This window comes from Paraburkholderia gardini (assembly GCF_907164545.1).
In the GTDB taxonomy this organism is placed as follows: Bacteria; Pseudomonadota; Gammaproteobacteria; order Burkholderiales; family Burkholderiaceae; genus Paraburkholderia; species Paraburkholderia gardini.
The window spans coordinates 65,741-83,193 of sequence record NZ_CAJQZB010000029.1; the positions used below are offsets into that span (position 1 = coordinate 65,741).

At 59.7% G+C, this 17,453-nt stretch carries 19 protein-coding genes; 11 read left to right on the plus strand and 8 right to left on the minus strand.

Annotated elements, in window-relative coordinates; translation table 11 throughout:
• Nucleotides 1–175 precede the first annotated feature (175 nt).
• Genes LPA37_RS19515 through LPA37_RS19525 form a run of 3 tightly spaced genes read left to right on the plus strand, consistent with a single transcriptional unit; the run spans nt 176 to nt 2,479 of the window.
• Nucleotides 176–607, plus strand: a complete 432-nt coding sequence (locus LPA37_RS19515; RefSeq protein WP_229013390.1) for a very short patch repair endonuclease — start codon at nt 176–178, stop codon at nt 605–607.
• Nucleotides 594–1,814: a DNA cytosine methyltransferase gene (locus LPA37_RS19520; protein ID WP_229013391.1), complete on the plus strand. Its 1,221-nt coding sequence runs from the start codon at nt 594–596 to the stop codon at nt 1,812–1,814. Before LPA37_RS19515 ends, LPA37_RS19520 begins: the two co-directional genes overlap by 14 nt.
• Nucleotides 1,811–2,479: an Eco29kI family restriction endonuclease gene (locus LPA37_RS19525; protein WP_229013392.1), complete on the plus strand. Its 669-nt coding sequence runs from the start codon at nt 1,811–1,813 to the stop codon at nt 2,477–2,479. The genes LPA37_RS19520 and LPA37_RS19525 overlap by 4 nt, the downstream gene beginning before the upstream one ends.
• On the opposite strand, the gene LPA37_RS19530 is transcribed toward LPA37_RS19525, so the two are convergent.
• The 6 genes from LPA37_RS19530 to dnaA form a co-directional block, all read right to left on the minus strand.
• The gene (locus LPA37_RS19530; RefSeq protein WP_229013393.1) at nt 2,438–2,599 is read right to left on the minus strand and encodes a hypothetical protein; all 162 of its coding nucleotides are present in this window, start codon (nt 2,597–2,599) and stop codon (nt 2,438–2,440) included. The genes LPA37_RS19525 and LPA37_RS19530 overlap by 42 nt on opposite strands.
• Nucleotides 2,600–2,649: 50 nt before the next feature.
• Entirely contained in the window at nt 2,650–3,069 is a 420-nt protein-coding gene (locus LPA37_RS19535; RefSeq protein WP_229013394.1) for an abortive infection family protein, read from the minus strand.
• 11 nt (nt 3,070–3,080) lie between these two features.
• On the minus strand, nt 3,081–3,491 hold the full coding sequence (locus LPA37_RS19540) for a hypothetical protein (protein ID WP_229013395.1): 411 nt from the start codon (nt 3,489–3,491) through the stop codon (nt 3,081–3,083).
• Between the two features lie 424 nt (nt 3,492–3,915).
• Nucleotides 3,916–6,387, minus strand: a complete 2,472-nt coding sequence (gyrB, locus tag LPA37_RS19545) for a DNA topoisomerase (ATP-hydrolyzing) subunit B (protein WP_229013396.1) — start codon at nt 6,385–6,387, stop codon at nt 3,916–3,918.
• A gap of 124 nt (nt 6,388–6,511) precedes the next feature.
• Nucleotides 6,512–7,615 carry a DNA polymerase III subunit beta gene (dnaN, locus tag LPA37_RS19550; RefSeq protein WP_228982928.1) on the minus strand — a complete coding sequence of 368 codons (1,104 nt, stop codon included), beginning with the start codon at nt 7,613–7,615 and terminating at the stop codon, nt 6,512–6,514.
• 234 nt (nt 7,616–7,849) lie between these two features.
• Nucleotides 7,850–9,388, minus strand: coding sequence for a chromosomal replication initiator protein DnaA (dnaA, locus tag LPA37_RS19555; protein ID WP_228982921.1), 1,539 nt, complete (start codon nt 9,386–9,388; stop codon nt 7,850–7,852).
• Nucleotides 9,389–9,771: 383 nt separating this feature from the next.
• On the opposite strand from dnaA, the gene rpmH reads away from it, so the two are divergent.
• From rpmH to LPA37_RS19590, 7 genes are all read left to right on the plus strand, one after another.
• Nucleotides 9,772–9,906: a 50S ribosomal protein L34 gene (gene rpmH, locus LPA37_RS19560; protein ID WP_004198824.1), complete on the plus strand. Its 135-nt coding sequence runs from the start codon at nt 9,772–9,774 to the stop codon at nt 9,904–9,906.
• Nucleotides 9,907–9,975: 69 nt separating this feature from the next.
• Nucleotides 9,976–10,446 (plus strand): ribonuclease P protein component, encoded by a 471-nt coding sequence (gene rnpA / locus LPA37_RS19565; RefSeq protein WP_228982916.1) that lies wholly within the window; start codon nt 9,976–9,978, stop codon nt 10,444–10,446.
• Between the two features lie 70 nt (nt 10,447–10,516).
• Entirely contained in the window at nt 10,517–10,747 is a 231-nt protein-coding gene (yidD, locus tag LPA37_RS19570) for a membrane protein insertion efficiency factor YidD (RefSeq protein WP_228982912.1), read from the plus strand.
• A 30-nt stretch (nt 10,748–10,777) separates the two neighbouring features.
• Entirely contained in the window at nt 10,778–12,448 is a 1,671-nt protein-coding gene (yidC, locus tag LPA37_RS19575) for a membrane protein insertase YidC (RefSeq protein WP_229013397.1), read from the plus strand.
• Nucleotides 12,449–12,774: 326 nt separating this feature from the next.
• Complete coding sequence (gene mnmE, locus LPA37_RS19580) at nt 12,775–14,175, plus strand: tRNA uridine-5-carboxymethylaminomethyl(34) synthesis GTPase MnmE (RefSeq protein ID WP_229013398.1); 1,401 nt, start codon at nt 12,775–12,777, stop codon at nt 14,173–14,175.
• A gap of 221 nt (nt 14,176–14,396) precedes the next feature.
• On the plus strand, nt 14,397–15,239 hold the full coding sequence (dinD, locus tag LPA37_RS19585; RefSeq protein ID WP_228982901.1) for a DNA damage-inducible protein D: 843 nt from the start codon (nt 14,397–14,399) through the stop codon (nt 15,237–15,239).
• 173 nt (nt 15,240–15,412) lie between these two features.
• On the plus strand, nt 15,413–15,817 hold the full coding sequence (locus LPA37_RS19590) for a hypothetical protein (RefSeq protein ID WP_229013399.1): 405 nt from the start codon (nt 15,413–15,415) through the stop codon (nt 15,815–15,817).
• Between the two features lie 135 nt (nt 15,818–15,952).
• On the opposite strand, the gene LPA37_RS19595 is transcribed toward LPA37_RS19590, so the two are convergent.
• Together LPA37_RS19595 and LPA37_RS19600 are read right to left on the minus strand one after the other, a co-directional pair.
• Nucleotides 15,953–16,120 carry a hypothetical protein gene (locus LPA37_RS19595; RefSeq protein WP_229013400.1) on the minus strand — a complete coding sequence of 56 codons (168 nt, stop codon included), beginning with the start codon at nt 16,118–16,120 and terminating at the stop codon, nt 15,953–15,955.
• A gap of 14 nt (nt 16,121–16,134) precedes the next feature.
• The gene (locus LPA37_RS19600) at nt 16,135–16,419 is read right to left on the minus strand and encodes a hypothetical protein (RefSeq protein WP_229013401.1); all 285 of its coding nucleotides are present in this window, start codon (nt 16,417–16,419) and stop codon (nt 16,135–16,137) included.
• Between the two features lie 373 nt (nt 16,420–16,792).
• Between LPA37_RS19600 and sap1 the strand changes: the two genes are divergently transcribed.
• Nucleotides 16,793–17,134: a surface attachment protein Sap1 gene (gene sap1, locus LPA37_RS19605; RefSeq protein ID WP_229013402.1), complete on the plus strand. Its 342-nt coding sequence runs from the start codon at nt 16,793–16,795 to the stop codon at nt 17,132–17,134.
• Nucleotides 17,135–17,453 lie beyond the last annotated feature (319 nt).

The window sequence follows — 17,453 nt, forward strand, 5'->3', positions numbered from 1 at the left end:
GTTGTTCGAAAAGGCCGGTTGAACGGCGAAGTTCGTGATTGTCCCCGCATAAACGACGGCTCCTGTCGCGATCTCCAGAGGATTTTTCCCCTAAGCTTCTGAGCAGAGAGCCAACCCGCACGTTACAATCACATTCGGCACGACGCCGGACCGCCAGTGCCACGTGATGGGGCATATGGATACGTTGACTCCCGGTGAGCGCAGCGAGCGGATGGCGCGGATCAAGGCGAAGAACACCAAGCCGGAGCTTGCTGTCCGAAAGCTAGTCCACAGGATGGGTTTTCGATATCGGCTGCACGGAAAAGGACTTCCAGGGCACCCCGATCTGGTCTTCGCCGGACGACGCAAAGTGATATTTGTTCACGGGTGCTTTTGGCATCGGCACGAAGACTGCAAACTCGCGAGGCTTCCGAAGAGCCGACTGGATTTCTGGAAACAGAAGCTCGACGCAAACGTTCAGCGGGACAAGGAAGTCGAGCGACGACTTGCTGAGATCGGGTGGGAAGTCATGATCGTTTGGGAATGTGAAGTGAAGACCGAAATTGGGTTGATGTCACGCATCAAGGCTTTCCTGGACGGCACGGAGAACAACAATGAAAGCAGTTGAGCTTTACGCAGGTGCCGGCGGTCTCGCGATGGGTGTTGGGCTCGCCGGTTTTAAACCGCTAGCCGTCGTTGAATGGGATCGGTGGGCCTGCGACACGATCCGTGAAAATCAACGGCGAGGCTTCCCGCTAGTGGCTGATTGGCCGCTCTACGAAGGCGATGTCCGCAAGTTCGATTGGTCAAGCATCGAAGATGACGTCGATCTACTCGCGGGCGGCCCGCCGTGTCAGCCGTTTTCGATGGGTGGCAAGCACCAGGCGCATGACGACACCCGCGACATGTTTCCCGCCACGGTCGACATTGTCCGCAAGTTGCGACCGAAAGCGTTCATCGTGGAGAATGTGAAAGGATTAACTCGCTCCACATTCGCCAACTATTACCAATACATCCTGTTGCAGCTGGAGTTTCCAGAGGTCCCGGCCAAGCGAAACGAGGAATGGTTCGACCACCTGCTTCGTCTCCAGGTGGAACGCACGAGCGGTCGTCAAAAGGGTAGGAAGCTAACTTATAACGTCGTCCCGACCTTGGTCAACGCGGCGGACTACGGCGTCCCGCAAAAACGAGAGCGTGTATTCATCGTTGGTTTTCGATCTGACCTGGCAGTCGATTGGAGTTTCCCGCGACCGACTCACAGCTTCGATCAGTTGCTTCGCGACCAGTGGGTAAGCGGTGAATATTGGGAGCGTCATGGCGTCGCGCGTCGCAATCGCCCTACCATGGCGGCAAGCATGGAAGCGCGGGTACGCCGCTTGGCGAGCTCCTTGCCGTTCGCCGAAGAACTGCCGTGGCGCACAGTGCGCGACGCTATCGCCGGACTCCCGAGCCCATCGTCGCGCGCAGCAAACCACTACTCTGACCACCGACTCCAGCCTGGCGCGCGTGTATATCCCGGTCACACAGGCAGCCCGCTGGATCTGCCAGCTAAAACGTTGAAAGCCGGTGATCACGGAGTGCCTGGCGGGGAAAACATGTTGGTGAATACAGACGGATCGGTGCGGTACTTCTCTATTCGAGAGTCCGCGCGCATCCAGACGTTCCCGGATGGTTTCATTTTTCACGGATCCTGGACAGAAACCATGCGCCAGCTCGGCAATGCGGTTCCGGTCGCCCTCGGGCACGCTGTCGCACGCAGCGTTGCAGAAAAACTCGCGACGGTTCAATTGGAAAAGCTTTCGCGGCAGCGCGGTAGCGTGCGAGGGGCAGCATGACGGCACAAAATGGGAATGTCATTCCCTTTAACCCGCTCGATAAGAAAAATCTTGGCGCCAGCGTCGCCGAGGCGATGTTGGAACAAAAGCCGCAACCGCTAGGTGAATTGGAGCAGTTCTTTGGCGTCGGTATCTACGCCATTTACTACACAGGCGACTTCGAGCCTTACTCGCCACTCGCAGAGCGCAATCGCAACGGGTTGTTTCAAGCACCGATTTACGTCGGCAAAGCAGTGCCTGCGGGGGCTCGAAAGGGTGGCGGAGTCGGAGATATTCGCAGCCGTGCTCTCTTTGATCGTCTGCGCGAGCACGCGGAGAGCGTTGAGCTCGCGAGCAACCTGGATCTCGACGATTTTTACTGCCGGTTCCTGGTTGTCGACGATATCTGGATTCCGCTCGGGGAATCTCTCCTTATCGCCAAATTCGCACCGCTGTGGAACGCGTCCATCGACGGGTTTGGCAATCACAATCCGGGGGCAGGTCGATATGCCGGGTTACGCCCTCGATGGGATGTCCTGCATCCAGGCCGCGCTTGGGCTGAAAAATGTCGAGTGCGACCGGAGACCCAAGAACATATCGTCCGAGATGTTCACAACTATTTCTCCTCGATCGCTTTCCCTGCGTCACACCACGTGCTCGGGCCCGACCAGCAACCAGAAGTCTAAACTCGGCGGCGGCGTCAGGCGTGCGAGAAACTCCTGTTCTTCGAGCCGCCCTGCCCGTTCGACATTTTCCGTAACAAGTGAGTCGGTGATGCTGCGGCGAACGCCTTCACTGATTTTCACGTTGTTTCCATGTCGAGCAGGCTTAAATCGCGTGGCAAGCGACGCCCCGCTCACCGCGCCCTTAGCTTCAATTTCGCTAGCAGATAGCCGGAAACGCAGCCCGCAAGTTCGATCGCCGCCGTTGCCTCGTCCTCGCTGACCGTCGACGGCCAAGGACGACCGTGCCCGGTGCCTTCCTTGTTCCGGAGCTTGTTGACGGCACAGGCCGAAGCGAACAGACCACGCTCTAACGCCTTCGCGGGTGGCTCGCCAGGCTCGGCCGGTTGTTCGGGAACTGCTAGGCCAAGCGCCATGAAGGCCATGCCGAGCAGGGCCATGAAATTCGCGCCAGCTGGATAATCGCCTCGAATGGAGGTCAGGACATGAGCAGCCGTCGCCTCCATCAAGTCCTTTCCGGTTCCCGTGAGCAGCGCGGCGTCTTGCGAGCCGCGCTGCGCCCGGACGGCATAGGCTTGGAGGGCGATAGTCATTTCAGCGCATTTTAGCCCGTCGAGAACCTTGGCCCCGAAGGTGCCGTCGTCGGCCAGCCAGAAGCCCTCGCGTCGAACGTCGATTGGGCGTTGGCGATCGCTTCGTCGCCAACGTAGTTCTCTGCCCTCTTGCGGAAGCCTCCGCGCGCGCGAACCTTCGCGAGCAGAGTGTGAACGAGTCGTCCCCCAGCTTCTTCCTCGCCGAGCATCGCGTCGTGCAGAATCGCGCGAACCCGCTTCGCCTTGCCGATCTGCTGTCCCTGCTGCTTGGGATCGAGAGCACCCAGGCCGGCTCTGTTGACCAGAAACTCAATGTCCGAATGGCTTGGCTCGCGATAGTCGCCTCCAGACTGTCTTGCCTTGGAGTCGTCCACAAGTTGGCAAACCGCCGCGATTATGGCGTCGTTCAATGGAAGGAGCATTTTCGTTCTTTGAGTAATTTGCTACCCCCATTTTCTCACTAAACAGCCATCGGCAATTCGATGCCGAAGCGATCGAGCGTCGCTTCGAGTTTGGTGAATGGCTTTGTGTGTTGGTGTTTGCGAAGCGGGGCGAACTGAAATTGATGCGAGTTCGCCGGACGGCTCACTAGTTGGCTCACCGCGCACACAAAGCGAAAGGCCCGAACAGTAGGCGCAGGGGGTCTCGCGTCGATTTTGATGGGAATCAGGAATTCGAACCCAGACCTGCAGATTACGATTCCGCTCGGCCCGACCCAGAATCACACGGGACTCTCAAGGTCGACTAGTTGCACGAACGTTTTCGACCGATTGCATTACTATGACGCCAGTTGCACTTACTTTGGCGCCTGATGCTTACTCTGGCGCCCTACGACACAAGTTCAAATCAAACATCAATATTCCCCGCCCTAAGCGCATTCGACTCGATGAAAGCCCGCCGCGGCTCAACATCATCGCCCATCAAGGTGGTGAAGATCCCATCCGCAGCAATAGCATCCTCGATCTGCACACGCAGCAAACGCCTTACAGCCGGATCCATCGTCGTCTCCCAAAGCTGCCCAGGATTCATCTCACCGAGGCCTTTATAACGCTGCTTGGAGACGTTGCGTTCAGCATCCGCAATCAACCACTTCATAGCGCTCTTGAAGTCGGTGACGGCCATACTCCGCTCACCACGCTTGATCACAGCACCCGCCCCAATCAACCCCTTGAATGTATTAGCGGTGTTAACAAGCTGCTGATAGTCAGCAGTCAGCTGAAACTCTTCATCGAGAACCGAAACCTTCTGATTCCCGTGATGCGTCCGTGACACCTTAAGCGAGCGCAACTCACGCACCGGGTCATACATCGACGAAACCGTAACCTCTGGCTTCAAAGGATCATCCCGCAACTTGGCCTCAAGCGCCTTAGCCGACGCCTCAGTAGAAGCCTCGCTAGAGAGATCAATCAAAACCCCATCCATGACAGCCTCAAGCGCACCAGCGTCATACAAACGGCTCAACCGATCCACAACCGCCTGCGCCAGCAAATAAGAACGAGCCAGCTCACCCAACGCATCGCCAGCAATCGGCGTAGCCCCTTCCGAAGGCAGCAGTTCCGACCCATTCAAAGCCAGCTTCAACATATGCGCATTAAGATCAGCGGCATCCTTCAGATACCGTTCATCCTTCCCGGCCTTAACCTTGTACAAAGGCGGCTGCGCGATATAGATATACCCGCGCTCGATCATCTCCGGCATCTGCCGATAGAAGAACGTGAGCAACAACGTCCGGATGTGCGCGCCGTCCACGTCGGCATCGGTCATGATGATGATGCGGTGATAGCGCAGCTTGTCGAGGTTGTAGTCTTCCTTGCCGATCCCACATCCCAAAGCAGTAATCAGCGTCACGAGCTGCTCCGAAGAAAGCAGCTTGTCATACCGCGCCTTCTCGACGTTCAGCACCTTGCCGCGCAGCGGCAAGATAGCCTGAAACTTCCGGTCACGCCCCTGCTTCGCCGAGCCGCCTGCCGAGTCACCCTCGACGATATAAATCTCCGACTTCGCCGGATCCTTCTCCTGGCAATCCGCGAGCTTGCCCGGCAGACCGACGCCATCCAGCACGCCCTTGCGTCGCGTCATCTCACGCGCCTTGCGCGCTGCATCGCGCGCACGCGCCGCGTCGACGATCTTGCCGCAAATGATCTTCGCGTCGTTCGGCGTTTCCAGCAGGAATTCTTCGAGCGCCTTCGCCACCACGTCCTCAACCGGCGCACGCACTTCGGAAGAAACCAGCTTGTCCTTCGTCTGCGCGCTAAACTTCGGCTCCGGCACCTTCACCGAAAGCACGCACGAAAGCCCTTCGCGCATGTCGTCGCCCGACGTCTCGACCTTCGCCCTCTTCGCGACTTCGTGATCGGCGATGTACTTGTTCAACACGCGCGTCATCGCCGCACGCAGACCAGTAAGGTGAGTGCCGCCGTCACGCTGCGGAATGTTGTTCGTGAAGCACAGCACGTTCTCGTTGTAGCTGTCGTTCCACTGCATCGCCACTTCGACGCCCACGCCGTCCTTCTCGCCGCTCACGTGGAAAATCGTCGGGTGCAGCACGGACTTCGTCTTGTTGATGTACTCGACGAAACCCTTCACGCCGCCCACAAACGCGAAATCGTCTTCCTTGCCCGTGCGCTGGTCGGTCAAACGGATACGCACGCCGTTATTCAGGAACGACAGCTCACGAATACGCTTCGCGAGAATGTCGTAGTGATATTCGACGTTGCCGAAAATCGTCTCGTCGGCCATGAAGTGCACTTCAGTGCCGCGGTTTTCCGTATCGCCCACCACCAGGATCGGCGACACAGCCACGCCATTGACCTCTTCGATCACGCGGTTCTGCGGCACGCCACGATGGAACTCCATGAAGTGCTTCTTGCCGTCACGGCGAATCGTGAGGCGCAGCCACGCCGACAGCGCGTTCACACACGACACGCCCACGCCGTGCAGCCCGCCCGACACCTTGTAGCTGTTCTGGTCGAACTTGCCGCCCGCATGCAGCTCAGTCATCACGATTTCAGCGGCGCTGCGCTTCGGATCGTGCTTGTCGTCCATCTTGAGACCGGTCGGCACGCCGCGGCCGTTGTCGGTGATCGAGATCGAGTTATCCGCGTGGATGATCACCTTGATGTCGTTACAGTGGCCGGCGAGCGCTTCGTCGATCGAGTTGTCCAGCACTTCGAATACGAGGTGATGCAGACCGGTGCCGTCCGACGTATCGCCGATGTACATCCCAGGCCGCTTGCGCACCGCCTCCAGACCTTCGAGGATCTGAATGGACGAGGCGCCGTAGCTGTTATCGGGTTGCGAATTGTTCAGTTCAGTCATGGATTTTTTCCGGTTCTGCGTTACTGCTGCATTGCTGCTTCGTTACTGCTCGGGACTTTTCAAAACACCATAAAAACGCCAAAGGGGCACTGCGCCCCTTGGTGTCATCTGGTTGTCGAACGCTTTAAATGCGCATCGGCATCACGACGTACTTGAATTCCTCGTTCTCGGGAATCGTGATCAGCGCGCTGGAACTCGCGTCGCCGAGGCTCACCTCCAGCATGTCGACCTTCAGGTTCGCGAGCACGTCGAGCAGATACGTGACGTTGAACCCGATATCGACGCTATCGCCGGTGTAAGCGATTTCCAGTTCTTCCTGCGCCTCTTCCTGATCGGCGTTGGTGGACATGATCTTCAACTGGCCCGGCTCGATGATGCAGCGCACGCCCTTGAATTTGTCCGACGTCAGAATCGCCGCGCGCTGGAGCGAGCGCTGCAGTTCTTCACGGCCGATCACGAACTTGTTCTTGTGCGTTTTCGGAATCACACGCTGGAAGTCGGGGAACTTGCCTTCCACCAGCTTCGACACCAGTTCGACCTGGCCGAACGTGAACTTCACCTGCGTCGGCGCGATGTCGATCTTCAGCGTGTCGTCGATGTCTTCGAGCAGACGCTGCAGTTCGAGAATCGTCTTGCGCGGAATGATCACTTCCTGACGCGCAAACGAGCCCTCGATCTTCATCGACGAAAACGCCAGACGGTGGCCGTCGGTCGCAACCGCCATCAACTGGTCGCCATCAACTACGAGCAGCATGCCGTTCAGGTAATAACGGATGTCCTGCTGCGCCATCGAAAAATGGACCATGCCAAGCAACTGGCGGAACGTCTTCTGGGGAACCACGAGGTTCGCGCCGAAGTCTTTAGCCTGTGCGACGGTCGGGAATTCGTCGGCAGCCAGCGTTTGCAGCGCGAAGCGGCTCTTGCCGGACTGCACCGTGAGACGCTTGTCGTTCAGGGTGAGCGTGACCTGGCCATCGGGCATCGCGCGCAGGATGTCGAGCAGCTTGCGCGCGGCGACGGTCGTGGCAACCGATTCGCCGCCGACGCCGAAATCGGCGTGCGTGGTGATCTGAAGCTCAAGGTCCGTCGACAGGAACGATACGTCGGAGCCGTTCTTGGTAATCAGCAAGTTGGCGAGGATCGGCAACGTATGGCGGCGTTCTACGATGCCGCTCACGGTTTGCAGCGGCCTGAGGAGGTTATCGCGTTCGGTCTTGACCAGTTGCATAGAGTTCCTTCGTTATGTGACGGCCTGCGCGCCTCGTCCGGCAGCTTTGATGCGCGTGGGCCCCGCCCCCCGCTGGCTGGCGCCACGCTGCGCCAGTCACGGCGTGAAATCCGCCCGCGGCCGCCGGGCGGTTAAACCTGTATTGTGCCTTAAAACGGAACCGCTCCACTAAAATGGGGGCGAGTTCCGCAATAAACAGAGCGGATTGCGCCGCTCACGCACTCAATTCCGCGCTTAACCCTTGAGCGTCTGCTCCAGAACGTGCAATTCGTGATTCAGCTGCGCATCCTTGCTGCGCTCATCGGCAATCTTGCGCACCGCGTGCAGCACGGTGGTGTGATCGCGTCCACCAAACAGTTCGCCGATTTCCGGCAGGCTTTTCTGCGTGAGTTCCTTCGCCAGATACATCGCGATCTGCCGCGGCCGCGCGATATTCGCCGGACGCTTCTTCGAATACATGTCCGCGACCTTGATGTTGTAAAAGTCGGCGGCGGTTTTCTGGATGTTTTCCACTGAAATCTGGCGGTTCTGCACCGTCAGCAAGTCCTTGAGCGCCTCTTTCGTGACTTCGATCGAGATTTCGCGCCCGTGGAATTTCGAATACGCGAGGATCTTGCGCAGCGCTCCTTCGAGTTCGCGCACGTTCGAGCGCAGATGCTTCGCGACGAAGAACGCGACGTCCTCATTCAGGCTCACGCCTTCGGATTGCGCCTTGCGCATCAAAATCGCGACGCGCATTTCCAGCTCGGGCGGCTCGATCGCGACGGTCAGGCCCGAATCGAAGCGCGAGATCAAGCGGTCGTCGATACCCGAGATTTCCTTCGGATACGTATCGCTCGTGATGATCACCTGCGCCTTGTTCGCGACGAGCGCCTCGAACGCGTAGAAAAATTCTTCCTGCGTGCGCGATTTGCCGGAGAAGAACTGGATATCGTCGATCAGCAGCAGGTCGAGCGAGTGGTAATAGCGCTTGAAGTCGTCGAACGCCTTGCGCTGGTACGCCTTCACGACGTCGGACACATATTGTTCCGCGTGGATGTAGCGGATGCGCGCGCCGGCCTTGTCCATCAGCAACTGGTTGCCGATCGCGTGGATCAGATGGGTCTTGCCGAGGCCGACGCCGCCGTACAGGAACAGCGGGTTATACGAGATGCCCGGATTGTCGGCGACCTGAATCGCCGCGGCGCGCGCCAGCTGGTTCGCCTTGCCGGTGACGAAGTTGTCGAACGTGAGCACGGGGTTCAGCTTCGAGCGCTCGTACATCGAGTCGTTTTCGCCATTGCCAGTGCCGGCGCCCGAACCCGGGCGCCACGTGCGGCGCGCGGCGGCGGCTTCGTTGGCGTCGAGGCTGGGAAGGTCGAGATCGGCGTGATCATCGGCCATATGCATGGCGTTGCCATTGCCGGCACGCGCGGCGTGCGCAGCCTGAACGGCGCCCACGGCGGCATCGACGGCGGCGGCGCCGGAATTCATCTGCGACGACATGGGACGCGACGGCGGCGGCGCGGCGGGTGCACGCAAACCCGCCTTCGGATCGAGGACAAACTGGACGTCGACCGGTGCCTGCCAGAAATCGCGTGCCAGATCGGAGATCCGGCCCGAGAACTGGCTCTTGACCCAGTCGAGCTTGAAACGGTTGGGCGCAGCGATGCGCAAGGTATTTGCAGCGGCGTCGAAGGCGACCGGGGCCAACGGTTTGATCCACGTCACGTACTGCTGGGGCGTCAGCTCGCGCTCCAGCAATGCCGAACAGTGTTGCCAGAAATCATTCATCGAGTTGCTGTAATTTTAAGCACAGCGGCCCGCGGCCGCCCTCGCCGCGAATTTCGCGACAAGGCCCGGTACAGCCGAGCGGGCAGGCTCCAGATGCTTGTGCCATAAGGGTTTGGGCAGGGCAAGCGGGCCGGAGCGGCGTGCATGATTTTTGGGAAGTAAGGCGAGATTCTACCGCCAAAAACGTCCGCAAAGGGAGTTATCCACAGGGCCCGATCAAGCGGTGAGCACCCGTCCAGACTGTGGATCACCGCTCTAAACTATTGACGACCAAGAGAAAACCGGTTTAAATAGCGGGTTCCGCGAAAACCAATTTTTGAACCACCGGCCATTGCACTTTCCGCGATGCTCGCGCGGTTATTTCTCTGTCAAGTGAGAGCAACATGAAACGTACTTACCAACCTTCCGTTACCCGTCGCAAGCGTACCCATGGCTTTCGCGTCCGCATGAAGACGGCCGGCGGCCGCAAGGTGATCAACGCACGCCGCGCGAAGGGCCGCAAGCGCCTCGCCATCTAAGGCTGAAGCGCAGGTTTGCGACCATTGCGCGCTGTGTCCGAAGCCCGTGACGCCAGCCGCGCTGCGGGAATGGCAGGAGCGCCGCATCAGGGCCCGGTTCCGTTGCGAGCGCAAGCCGCCTTTCCCAAAGCCGCAAGGCTACTGAAAACGGATGAATTTTCATCCGTTTTTCGTTTGCGCCCGTGGCGCCGGACGGCTCATTTCGTCGTCTACGGCAGGCCGACAGGCAACGAAGCGCGCCTCGGTCTCGTGATCGGCAAGAAGTATGCACCGCGCGCGGTCACCCGCAATCTGGTGCGCCGCATCGCGCGCGAAGCTTTCCGGCTGCGTCGCGTGGAGTTTGGCGGTTGGGACGTGCTGCTGCGGCTTCACACGAAGTTCGACCGGAAGGCGATGCCCGCTGCGTCGTCGCCACCGTTGAAAACGCTGTGCCGCAGCGAAATCGAAGCGTTGCTCGACAAGGCCGCTCGCGAAATCACCCGTCGCCAGACACCGCCGGCCGAATCGCCCGCAGCGCCCGACGCCCCCGCGACGGAATGACGCCCGCGCACGTAAGCGCTGGCGCCGGTTGCTTCTCCACACAGCGCGGCGCACTCTGACCGCACTTGCCATGCAAACGGTACTTTTCGCTTTACTGCGTTTCTACAAGGTTGCCGTGAGTCCCCTGCTCGGCAGCCGGTGCCGTTTTTACCCTTCCTGTTCGGATTACGCGCGCGAAGCAATCCAGTATCATGGCGCCGCGCGTGGTAGTTACCTCGCCGCCAGGCGCCTGTGCCGCTGTCATCCGTTTTCCGCGGGCGGCATCGATCTCGTCCCGCCTCCCACTTCTGAAAAGCGCTGACGCGCCGTTCCATCGACACTGAGACAACGCATGGATATTAAACGCACCGTCCTATGGGTCATCTTCTTCATGTCAGCGGTCATGCTGTTCGACAACTGGCAACGCGACCACGGACGTCCGTCGATGTTCTTCCCGAACACGTCGACCACGAAGACCGCTCCGGGCGCAGCACCGGGCACGACCACGCCGGGCACGCAGGCCGCTGATCTGCCGCAGGCCGCAACCGGCGCCGCGCCGGGCGGCGCGACCGCGCCCGCCGAACAGGCAGCCGCCCAGCTGATCCACTTCCGCACCGACGTCTATGACGGCGAAATCGACACGCGTGGCGGCACGCTGTCGAAGCTTTCGCTCCTGAAGGAGGGCGAAGGCAAGCAGCCCGACATGTACATCACGCTGTTCGACCACACCGCGACGCATACGTATCTGGCGCGCACGGGGCTGCTCGGCGGCGATTTCCCGAACCATAACGACATCTTCACGCCGGTGGCCGGCCAGCCGCACGAACTGACCGGCGACGCGAAATCGTTCCAGGTCAGCTTCGAATCGCCGGTGAAGGGTGGCGTGAAGGTCGTGAAGACATACACGTTCACGCGCGGCAGCTACGTGATCGGCGTCGATACGAAGATCGTCAACGTCGGCACCGCGCCGGTTACACCCACGCTGTACATGGAACTCGTGCGCGACAGCCAGCCAGTCGACACGCCGCGCTTCTCGCACACGTTCATGGGGCCGGCGGTCTACACGGAACAGCATCACTTCCAGAAGATCGACTTCAGCGACATCGACAAGAACAAGGCGACATTCGCGTCTTCCGCCGACAACGGCTGGATCGCGATGGTGCAGCATTACTTCGCATCCGCGTGGATTCCCACGCAGGGCGCGAAGCGCGACATCTACGTCGAGAAGATCGATCCGACGCTCTATCGCGTTGGCGTGAAGGAGCCGGTTGCGACGATCGCGCCGGGACAGTCAGTCGACGTGCAATCGCGTCTCTTCGCCGGTCCGGAAGAAGAGCGCATGCTCGAAGGCGTCGCGCCGGGCCTGGAACTCGTGAAGGACTATGGCTACGTCACGATCATCGCGAAGCCGCTCTTCTGGCTGCTGCAGAAGATCCACAGCTTTGTCGGCAACTGGGGCTGGTCGATCATCCTGCTGACGCTCCTGATCAAGGCGGTGTTCTTCCCGCTGTCGGCCGCGAGCTACAAGTCGATGGCGCGCATGAAGGCGATCACGCCGCGCATGCAGGCGTTGCGCGAGCGCTTCAAGGGCGAGCCGCAGAAGATGAACTCGGCGCTGATGGAGCTGTACAAGACCGAGAAAGTGAATCCGTTCGGCGGCTGTCTGCCGGTCGTGATCCAGATTCCGGTGTTCATCTCGCTGTACTGGGTGCTGCTGTCGTCAGTGGAAATGCGCGGTGCGCCGTGGATTCTCTGGATTCACGATCTGTCGCAACAGGATCCGTTCTTCATCCTGCCGGTGCTGATGGCCGTCTCGATGTTCATGCAAACGCGTCTGAACCCGACGCCGCCGGATCCGGTTCAAGCCAAGATGATGATGTTCATGCCGATCGCGTTCTCGGTCATGTTCTTCTTCTTCCCGGCTGGCCTCGTGCTGTACTACGTGGTGAACAACGTGCTGTCGATCGCGCAGCAGTACTACATCACGCGCATGATGGGCAAGGGCGCGAAGAAAGCCGCCTGACGCCCTGTCTCGTGAACGGCGGGTAAGCCAGCCGTTCACGACGAAGTTGACGAAGAAAGCCGCCCGGTTTTGCGCCGGGCGGCTTTTTTTACGCGATTCTGGCGTCTGGGTTAGCGCGATTTCCTCTTCGATAGTGGGCATGCCCGAGATTGTGCCGTTACGCCCTCCGCCCTTAAGATAAATCGAGAATCGTCTTAGGCCTTTTGGCCGAGACCCGATTTCGTGCGACGGGCGAAGATGCACGGGACGCACACGTTACAATGCCTGGCGCCGTGCGATCCTCGTCACGTCACGTGTTTTCTCCGGTTTTCTCCTCGTTTGCCACCATGCTCACTACCGATTCCGATCCGATTGTCGCCATCGCCACCGCGCCCGGTCGCGGTGGGATCGGTGTCGTACGGATCTCGTTCGGCCGCACCGGTGAGGCCGCTGCCGAACCGCTGATGCTGGCGCTGACCGGCCAGGCGCTGGCGCCGCGGCATGCGAGCTACGTGCCGTTTCTCGATGACGGCGGCAATGCGCTCGACCGCGGTATCGCGCTGTACTTTCCGGCGCCGCATTCGTACACGGGCGAGCATGTCCTCGAACTGCAGGGCCACGGCGGCCCGATCGTGTTGCAGCTCGTGCTGCAGCGGTGTATCGATGCGGGTCGCGCCGTCGGGCTGCGGCTCGCGGAGCCTGGCGAATTCACGCGCCGCGCGTTTCTCAACGACAAGCTGGATCTGGCGCAGGCCGAGGCCGTCGCCGACCTGATCGAGGCGAGCACCGAGGCCGCCGCGCGCTCGGCCGGCCGCTCACTCGAAGGCGCGTTTTCGCGCGACATTCACGCGCTGGTCGACGAGGTCATCACGCTACGCATGCTCGTCGAGGCGACGCTCGATTTCCCCGAGGAGGAGATCGACTTTCTGGAGGCGGCCGACGCCCGCGGCAAGCTCTCGCGTATCCGCGAGCGGCTCGCGGATGTGCTGGGCGAGGCGCGTCAGGGCGCGTTGCTGCGCGAAGGGTTGTCGGTGGTGCTGGCGGGGCAGCCGAATGTCGGCAAGTCGTCGTTGCTGAACGCACTCGCGGGCGCGGAACTGGCGATTGTCACGCCGATCGCCGGCACGACGCGCGACAAGGTCACGCAGACAATCCAGATCGAGGGTATTCCACTGCACGTGATCGACACCGCCGGCCTGCGCGAAACGGAAGACGAAGTCGAAAAGATCGGCATCGCGCGTACCTGGAGCGAGATCGAACGTGCGGATGTCGTGCTGCACCTGCTCGACGCACGCGAGGGCATGACACCGGGAGACGGCCCGATCGCGGCGCGTTTTCCGTCGGGCGTACCGGTCGTGCGCGTGATGAACAAGACCGATCTCACCGGCCTCGCGCCGTCGGTTACGAAGCTCGACGACATCGGTGGCGCCGAGCTGCGCGAGGTGCGGCTGTCGGCGAAGCAAGGGGACGGCATCTCGCTGCTGCGCGCGGAACTATTGCGCATCGCGGGATGGCAGGCGGGTGCTGAAAGCGTGTATCTGGCGCGGGAGCGGCATCTGATCGCGCTGCGCGCGGCACAGGAACATCTCGGCACGGCGGCCCAGCACGCGGACCAGAACGCGCAGGCGCTCGATCTGTTCGCCGAGGAACTGCGGCTCGCGCAGGAACAGCTGAATTCGATTACCGGCGAGTTCACCTCCGATGATCTGCTCGGTGTTATTTTCAGCCGCTTTTGTATTGGGAAGTGACCTGCCGCCGGGCAATGTCCAGGGTTCACGACACCGTCGGGTGATGTGAAAAAGAAGCCAGGTTCGGTGATGCGCAGATCGACGAAGGACGCAAGCTGGCCCTCGGCAAATTCGGCCTGCGGCCTGACCTCTACCACCTGTACAAAAAAACAGTGTTCCGATCTACAATTATCGACAATTGTTGCCAAACGGCGGCAACCATCCCAGCAAGGGAGGTGTCAGTGATAAATAGCAACGCGATAGAAACGCTCCACCATAGAACCTTCGAAAGCATCAAGCAGATCAATGACGGCGGCTCGGAGTTCTGGTTTGCTCGTGACCTCGCGCCACTGCTTGACTACCCGCAATGGCGCAACTTCCTGCCGGTGCTGGATAAGGCTCGGGACGCCTGCCGTCAGAGCGGGCAACACGTGGAAGACCATTTTGCGGGCATGCGCAAAATGGTCGGGATCGGTTCCGGCGCGCAACGCCTGATCGACGACGTGTGCCTGTCTCGTTACGCCTGCTACCTGATCGTACAGAATGGCGACCCGTCGAAGCCGGTAATCGCTAACGGGCAAACCTATTTCGCGATGCAGACGCGCCGCCAGGAACTAGCCGACGATGCGAAGTTTGCCCAGGTCGGCGAGGACGAGCGCCGTCTTGCGATTCGCAACGAATTAGTGACGCACAACAAGCACCTGGCCGCGGCCGCGAAGGACGCCGGTATCGAAACGCCGATCGACTACACAATCTTTCAGGATCACGGCTACAAAGGTCTGTACGGCGGCCTTCGCAGCAAGGAAATCCATGCGAGGAAAGGTCTGAAAAAGAGCCAGAAGATCCTCGACCACATGGGCAGTACGGAACTCGCTGCCAATCTGTTCCGGGCGACTCAGACCGAGGAGAAGCTGCGGCGCGATGGAATCAAGGGCAAGCAGCGCGCGAACCAGACGCGCTTTGCGGTGGGCCATAAGGTGCGGGAGACGATTCAGGAATTGGGCGGTACGATGCCCGAAAAACTGCCGACGCCTGATACGAGTATTCAGCAGATCGAACGAGCGCAAAAGAAGCTGCCGAAATAATTTCTGTCTCGACGGCTGCACGATCAAACCACGCCACCGGCCACGCAGAAGAATCTGCGTGGCGCGCAACCTGTATCGCGACGAGGAGAACGAAAAGAGCGAGGAACTGTAGACGATTCGTCCGGCGACATGACCGCTACAATGCTGGCTCACCCTTCTGTCATCGCACTACCATGTCTGACTATCCGCGTTTCACAATCAACCGGGCGCTCGTTCTGATCCTCCCGAACCAGCCGTTCGCGGATTGGGCTGCCGCAGCCGACCCGGGTCCAGCCCCTCTTCGCCTGACGCTCGAGGAACTGCGCGAGGAAGCGGACGCGTTCCTCTTGCCCGAATCGGTGATGGAAGATGAAGGTGCGGCCGTGAAATGGATTGAGAAGCGCTGGCAGACTTTCTTCGAGCACTTCCTGAACGGTCAATACGTCGACGAGGTGCTATGGCCTCAGGACCGGTCGCTCAAGATGTTCCGGCAGTGGTTCACCATCCAGTTTCACTCGATGGTCTACGACATGGCGGACACGCCGATCGTGCATGAGGATTGGGAAGACGAGGGCGAAGAAGGGACAGCTCTTCAGTAACGGTGGATCCCTGTAACGACGCTATTTACTATCTCCCCATGCGTCGAAGCCGAAGCCGACAGGACTATGAGTTGCCCTCCGCTTCCGGGCTAACAACGGGGAACGCCCAAGCGACGCCACCGCATGACCGCCTCCTCAATGCCGATGCCTCATGCTGCGCAGCGGATGCCGCCAGTTCATGCGTTTCGACCGCGCGACACGAGTCTGCAAATGCCGCTCCTGCCAGAGTTCATCGGAAAACAGGAACGCGACAATCAATAACGGCACGACCAGAAACGCACCAAGGATGAAGTTCTCAATCACGATAGCCTCCAGGATCAGCGGAGCGGCGATTCCATCATCCCATTGTAGGCGTCACATCCAATGTGGTATTTCCCACCGTACTGGCTGATCGCCAGATATTCAACTGCCGCCACTGAATCGCCCGGAAAAGCTTGTCCCGCATTCCTTCGCCGTTTCCGGCAGCGCGGCACGTCATCCGCTCCATGGTCGTGGTAAAGCATCCCGCGTGCCTGGTAATGGCGTGCTCCGACCTGCCGGGCCCGTGGGAATGCGTTCACGAAGACAGCTAAATGCAATCGGGCATCTTTTTTATTCAGCATCTAACCCGATACTCGAGGTCTTTTGATTCATCCGTTTAATGAGTGTGTGTGCAATGCACAAAGCCGGAATAAATTTTAGTAGTTCGTTTAATTAATGCATCCAGCCGATTCACGCAATTCACCTAAAACGCTTGATGGATAAAGCGCACAGCCAGAAAACCTCATTTCCGCGAATGGCTGTCCATCCCTGGGTTTACGCGCGCTTTTCAGCAGACTTTCAGATGCGACACCGCCTGCGACAATTCGCCACTGTTGCGAGCGCACACAAGATGTGCTTGTGTCCGTTTGCAGTTCTCCTAAAGTGCAAGATGCGGGTGTCCCCTGAAGTTAAATAGATAGCTAACCTGAGTAATGACCCGCACGGAGGCTGAACATGAAAAAGCACATTGCTGTTCTTTTCGCGATCGCTGGCCTTGCCGCTGTTTCCGCCGCGCAGGCGCAGGACATCGTCATCAAGCCGCAGCAGACGATCCAGTTCCGGCCCAACTCGTATGGCTGTCTGTCGAAGGACAAGTTCGACGCCGCCGATCATCACGCGCAAGCGGGCGAGCAACAGAAGATGCAGGAGTTCTTCTCCGGCTATCAATGTCTTTCGACGCCGGAAAACGCCGATTTCCGCGTGGTGCGCGTCGTCGGTCATGACCTCGAGTTCGTGAACGCCGGCAACGGCGACACGGAAGGTCTCTGGACCAACGACCGCTTCATCAAGCAATAAGGTCGCCAGCTCCGGCACAACGCAGAAGCCCGACGCAGCCGGTTTCGTCACCGGGTGATCGGGCTTTGCATATTCGTCGACATATCTGTACAAAATGGCCAGTTCATACGGACTGGCCATTTTGCATTTGGCGCGTTTGCGCGATGGCTTAAAAAAGCCGATGCGGCGGAACCGCATCGGCATGGCGCCTTCTCGCTAGCGCAGGTGACTCAACGACAAAATCAGTGCGAATCGCGCGGCACAGGTGCGCCGCTCGATCCGACAAGGAAGTCCAGATCCGCGCCCTGATCCGCCTGCAAGACATGTTCGACGTAGAGCC

Bases quoted from the DNA above. Each gene is read 5' to 3' on its own strand.
- LPA37_RS19515 (WP_229013390.1), top strand. From the start codon at position 176: ATGGATACGTTGACTCCCGGTGAGCGCAGCGAGCGGATGGCGCGGATC.
- LPA37_RS19520 (WP_229013391.1), top strand. From the start codon at position 594: ATGAAAGCAGTTGAGCTTTACGCAGGTGCCGGCGGTCTCGCGATGGGT.
- LPA37_RS19525 (WP_229013392.1), top strand. From the start codon at position 1,811: ATGACGGCACAAAATGGGAATGTCATTCCCTTTAACCCGCTCGATAAG.
- LPA37_RS19535 (WP_229013394.1), bottom strand. From the start codon at position 3,069: ATGACTATCGCCCTCCAAGCCTATGCCGTCCGGGCGCAGCGCGGCTCG.
- LPA37_RS19540 (WP_229013395.1), bottom strand. From the start codon at position 3,491: ATGCTCCTTCCATTGAACGACGCCATAATCGCGGCGGTTTGCCAACTT.
- gyrB (WP_229013396.1), bottom strand. From the start codon at position 6,387: ATGACTGAACTGAACAATTCGCAACCCGATAACAGCTACGGCGCCTCG.
- dnaN (WP_228982928.1), bottom strand. From the start codon at position 7,615: ATGCAACTGGTCAAGACCGAACGCGATAACCTCCTCAGGCCGCTGCAA.
- dnaA (WP_228982921.1), bottom strand. From the start codon at position 9,388: ATGAATGATTTCTGGCAACACTGTTCGGCATTGCTGGAGCGCGAGCTG.
- rpmH (WP_004198824.1), top strand. From the start codon at position 9,772: ATGAAACGTACTTACCAACCTTCCGTTACCCGTCGCAAGCGTACCCAT.
- rnpA (WP_228982916.1), top strand. From the start codon at position 9,976: ATGGCAGGAGCGCCGCATCAGGGCCCGGTTCCGTTGCGAGCGCAAGCC.
- yidD (WP_228982912.1), top strand. From the start codon at position 10,517: ATGCAAACGGTACTTTTCGCTTTACTGCGTTTCTACAAGGTTGCCGTG.
- yidC (WP_229013397.1), top strand. From the start codon at position 10,778: ATGGATATTAAACGCACCGTCCTATGGGTCATCTTCTTCATGTCAGCG.
- mnmE (WP_229013398.1), top strand. From the start codon at position 12,775: ATGCTCACTACCGATTCCGATCCGATTGTCGCCATCGCCACCGCGCCC.
- LPA37_RS19590 (WP_229013399.1), top strand. From the start codon at position 15,413: ATGTCTGACTATCCGCGTTTCACAATCAACCGGGCGCTCGTTCTGATC.
- LPA37_RS19600 (WP_229013401.1), bottom strand. From the start codon at position 16,419: ATGCTGAATAAAAAAGATGCCCGATTGCATTTAGCTGTCTTCGTGAAC.
- sap1 (WP_229013402.1), top strand. From the start codon at position 16,793: ATGAAAAAGCACATTGCTGTTCTTTTCGCGATCGCTGGCCTTGCCGCT.